Below are 4,328 nucleotides of genomic sequence, written 5' to 3'. Positions count from 1 at the left end.
TTTTTATTATTTTAAATTATTTGGGTAAATTGTTATGTCTGCTCAATATTAAAATCTTAAATAAGGTCTGTTAACCAATGGCGAAAAAGGCCAAGGAATGGCAATAGATATTATGAAAAGAGCAATTGAAAAATAAACAAGCATTGCTTTAAATTTCTCAAAATCTGATTTTTTGCGTTTTGATTTAGCTGAACCTGTTGTAATAATTACTATTGCTGAAATCATTAGGATAAAATGAAATAAACCAAAAAAAGTTAGCTCCCAATTAGAAATTAAATTTTTAAAGTCTCTTAAAAAGTATTTTACAATAGGACTTTTAATATATATAAGCATACCTATTATAAATTGAATATGTGCAATGGTTGCTGTCCAATGACGTGCTTTATTGTCAAGATGTGAAAAGTTGGATTTTGATTTATAGCCCTTATATGCTCTGAAAATGGCATAAACTAAAGAAAATAGTACGAGCCACCTGAAAATAGAATGTAGAAAAAGTATTGTTGAGTACATAATATGTCTAATTTTTACAGGTACAAATATCTATGTTTCTGTAAAAAAGAAGTAGAACCTATTATGCTGTAATTAGGATTTATCAATCATTTTTCTAAATTCGGTTGGGGAAATTTTTTCAAATTTCTTAAAGAATCTCGTAAAATAAGAAGAGTCTAAATATCCCATTTTATAGGATATTTCACTTATTGATAACTGAGATTGATATAAGTAATATTTAATTTCAATCAGTTTTACCTCACTAATAATTTCAGAAGCAGACTTAGACGTGATTTTTTTTACGGATTTATTTAAATGATTAGGACTTATATTCATCATTTCTGCAAAATCTGTAACTTTTAGATTTTCGTTTACTTTTTTGTGAATTAAAGTTCTAAATTGAGACGTAATTTGATAAGACGCATTTTGATTAACTAAAACGGTTCTCCCTAATAAAGCTTGTAATTCTGTAAGTAATGTGTAGATATAAGAATGAATAATATTTAGGTTAGGAGTATTTTCGTTTTTAAATTCGGTAATTAATCTTTCGAAAATATTCAATAAGGCAGATTTTGAATCTGTTTTTATATCTATAATAGGGTAGTTTCCAGTATTTAGAAAATCAAATTCTGAGATTAATTCAACGTTTCCAAATTTTCCGATAAGTATATTGGGGTGAAAATGACAAATGAAGCCTTTTACATTGTTTAATTTTTCTGCTACAGAAAATACAGTTCCCGCTTGTAATACGACAATTTTATTTGGAGTAATTGTATATTCTTTAAAGCCTATTTTTGTTTTATATGAGCCTTTTGTTACAAATATAAGTGTATGACTTTCTTCTCTTGAAGGACGTATTGGTTTCATATTACCTGTCAAATCTTCAATTCTCAAACAAAAAAAATCTATTATATTTTTTTTAAAAAACTCATTTAATTTAGGACTATCATTAAAGAATTCTTTTATAAAATCTTCAGAATTGTATTTTTTAATTTCAGATTTCATTTATGGTCAAACTGCTTTTTTTTAGCTTGTGGGTAACGTTGTTGTATATGGTTTGTTGCGTGTTTTAAGCACTAAATTTAGCAAATAAAAATCGAATAGAAAATCCGCGAGGATTTTCGTAAGTAGGCTAGAACTAGCAATAAATTATATACGTCTTAAGTTTGATTTTTATTAAATTGATATAATAAACAGAAAGAATAAAAGAGAGAATTAAGGTTAATTTATACGGTGAAGCTTTTGACTTCGACAACATTGATAATCCTCTCTCTTTTCTACTAAAAATCACGTTCAGTTCTGTGAGACCTAGATCTCGATTTCAAGTTGTTGTGATGCCAGTAGTTTATTCTTTCATAAATCATTTCTTATGAATAAATATAGCGAAACTATTGGAATAGACATTAGTAAAGATGTTTTTGATTGTTATGGCAGTGTTCAAGGACACTTACAATTTAAAAACACAGAAGAAGGATTCCATAATTTTCTAAAAACGCTTACAAAGAATAGTATAGTCGTTATGGAGGCTACTGGCTATTATCATTACAGATTAGCACAATTTCTATACAAAAAAAACATAGTAGTATCTGTTGTAAATCCATTATCTATTAAACGATTTATACAAATGAAACTAGCCAAAGTAAAAACAGATAAAAGCGATGCCAAGGCAATTTGCAACTATGCTTTAATTAATGAAGTTCCTATTTACAGTGCATTGACAGATATTCAAAGCGAATGTTTGCAATTGTTTAGATTATTAGATGCCTATTTAAAACAGCGTACAGCAACCAAGAATAAGATACATGGAGAAGTAGTGTTAGGTATGCCATCTAAGTTTGTGTATCGTTCCTTAGTACGTAATAAAAAGCAATTAGATAAAGAAGTAAAGGCAATTGAATTAAAGCTGCTGTCCTTGGTAAAAGAAGACCAACAAAAGCAGTTAACCTTATTGATGTCTATACCAGGAATAGGCCAAAAGACCGCTTTATTTTTAATAGTTGTGACCGATGGTTTTTCTAAGTTTGAAAATGCATCTCAGCTTTGTAGTTACGTAGGTATAACGCCTACAATAAGGGAGTCTGGAAGCAGTGTAAGAGGTAGGGCGCGAATAAGTAAGGTTGGTAATAGAAATCTTCGTAATCTTTTGTTTCTGTGCTCTTTTAATGCCTGTAAACACAACAAGGCCTGTAAGGCTATTTATGACCGCATAGTTGCTAAAGGAAAAAGTAAGAAACTAGCATTAATAGCTGTTGCTAATAAGTTACTTAAGCAGTCTTTTGCTATTGCAAAATCTGGAAGGCCGTATGATGAAACTTACGTTTCTATACTGCCTAGATAAATATAAAATAAATACAATAAAAAAGCTCAAAGAACCAGTTTTAGAATCTATGAGCTTACTATAATAATGCCTCAAATTAAAGAAGAATTTGTTTGCTTTTTACCTCAGTTCTTTGTTGGTGGTAGTTTTTTATTTTCCTATTATTCCTAATTCGTTTTTTATATCAGTTCGTTCAGTCAATTTAGTTGGGTTTACGCTCCAATATTCCGCAATTTTCATAACAAGTTCTTCGTCTGCATAATCCAAATCTTCTCTGTCATAATATTCGTCTGATTTTGCTTCTTCAGAAAGGGAATTAAACAAGTTTAGTTTGCTTTCTGGTTCAGTTGGTTTTCCATAAACTTTTATATTTTCCATACTCTCGCCAACGTATGAATAAACTCTTTCCATTTTTCCGTTTACTGATTTCATCCAGTTATGATATTCCACAACTCTGTGTGTTCCGAAAAATTGGGCTTCTCCAAATTCAGAACTTAATTCGTTAAGGATTTTCTCAAGCTTTTCAATACTTTCTTGACTATCTCCAAGTGGTAATCCCATTCCAACTGCTAAAGTCCAATCTCCAATTTGAGGTGTTATAAATACACTATTTTCATACGCATTTTCAATTCCGCTTTTCCAATTAGAAGGTTTTGAATTCTTTAGTCCGAGTATTTTTGATAATTCCGATTTATTAACTGTTTTTACAGCAATCCAAACAATTTTATAACCAAAGTCAATTGGGATATCTTGCTCTGTCAGAACTTTTTTTGGTTCAGATTTGTATTCCGCTGTTGTTCCGTTTCTTTTCGCATACCAAACAGAGAATGCGATAAATGCAACAATTCCAGACAATATTAATATTTTCATTTAGTTCGTTTTTTTCAAATTATCGCCAACGTCTCGTATATGAAAAGTAGCGTTGAAAATAAGCTGTTACTTTTCGGATTAAACACAAGCCGAATTTTTAAATTTTATTAATTATTTTATTTTTGGGAATTTGTCAAATTTAAAAATTTGGCGACTTTCCAAAAATGCCCAAGCCTTAGTGTTAGCAACGACTTGCGCTATTTTTTATATACATCTTAAGTTAGCAATCTATTACATTTATATTTATTAATCATAAAGAACCAGAGCGTAGAGTAAGGTTATGATATACATAGAAACCAAGATTTCGTCAACATTGATAATCCCTACGCTCTTCTACTAATAGTTCGTTCAGTTCTGTGAGACCAAGATCTCGATTTTAAGTTGTTGAATATACAGTAGATTGGCTCTTTACAATTTTTTTTATTATGAATAAAGATAAACAAATTTATGGTGTAGATATAAGCAAAGATGTCTACGATGTGTGCACACCAGAAGGAGATTTATATCAATTTAAAAACAGCGCTAGCGGTTTTAAATCATTTGCAAACATTTTATCAAACAAGGCTCATTGCGTAATGGAAGCCAAGGGAAATTCTCAATATAAATTAGCATAATTTTTACAAAAAAAAGGGATAAAAAAAAATTTATAAAA

The 4,328-nt window shown here is 29.7% G+C and carries 5 protein-coding genes; 2 read left to right on the top strand and 3 right to left on the bottom strand.

Annotated features, from left to right (window positions below; all coding sequences use genetic code 11):
• Positions 1–48: 48 nt before the first annotated feature.
• Positions 49–510, bottom strand: coding sequence for a hypothetical protein (locus BFJ87_RS14195; RefSeq protein ID WP_077406014.1), 462 nt, complete (start codon positions 508–510; stop codon positions 49–51).
• 72 nt (positions 511–582) lie between these two features.
• Positions 583–1,494 carry a helix-turn-helix domain-containing protein gene (locus BFJ87_RS14190; protein ID WP_077406011.1) on the bottom strand — a complete coding sequence of 304 codons (912 nt, stop codon included), beginning with the start codon at positions 1,492–1,494 and terminating at the stop codon, positions 583–585.
• A gap of 364 nt (positions 1,495–1,858) precedes the next feature.
• On the opposite strand from BFJ87_RS14190, the gene BFJ87_RS14185 reads away from it, so the two are divergent.
• Complete coding sequence (locus tag BFJ87_RS14185) at positions 1,859–2,827, top strand: IS110 family RNA-guided transposase (protein ID WP_077406008.1); 969 nt, start codon at positions 1,859–1,861, stop codon at positions 2,825–2,827.
• A gap of 129 nt (positions 2,828–2,956) precedes the next feature.
• Here the strand turns inward: BFJ87_RS14185 and BFJ87_RS14180 are convergent, their stop codons facing one another.
• Positions 2,957–3,676 carry a hypothetical protein gene (locus BFJ87_RS14180; RefSeq protein WP_077406005.1) on the bottom strand — a complete coding sequence of 240 codons (720 nt, stop codon included), beginning with the start codon at positions 3,674–3,676 and terminating at the stop codon, positions 2,957–2,959.
• A gap of 425 nt (positions 3,677–4,101) precedes the next feature.
• Here BFJ87_RS14180 and BFJ87_RS14175 point away from each other — a divergent pair, with 425 nt between their 5' ends.
• On the top strand, positions 4,102–4,290 hold the full coding sequence (locus tag BFJ87_RS14175) for a hypothetical protein (RefSeq protein ID WP_077406002.1): 189 nt from the start codon (positions 4,102–4,104) through the stop codon (positions 4,288–4,290).
• The last annotated feature ends 38 nt before the right edge of the window (positions 4,291–4,328 follow it).

Source organism: Cellulophaga omnivescoria (assembly GCF_001999725.1).
Taxonomy (GTDB): Bacteria; Bacteroidota; Bacteroidia; order Flavobacteriales; family Flavobacteriaceae; genus Cellulophaga; species Cellulophaga omnivescoria.
The sequence above is the reverse complement of the archived record's forward strand: the minus strand, read 5'-3'. Positions and strand labels throughout refer to the sequence as shown.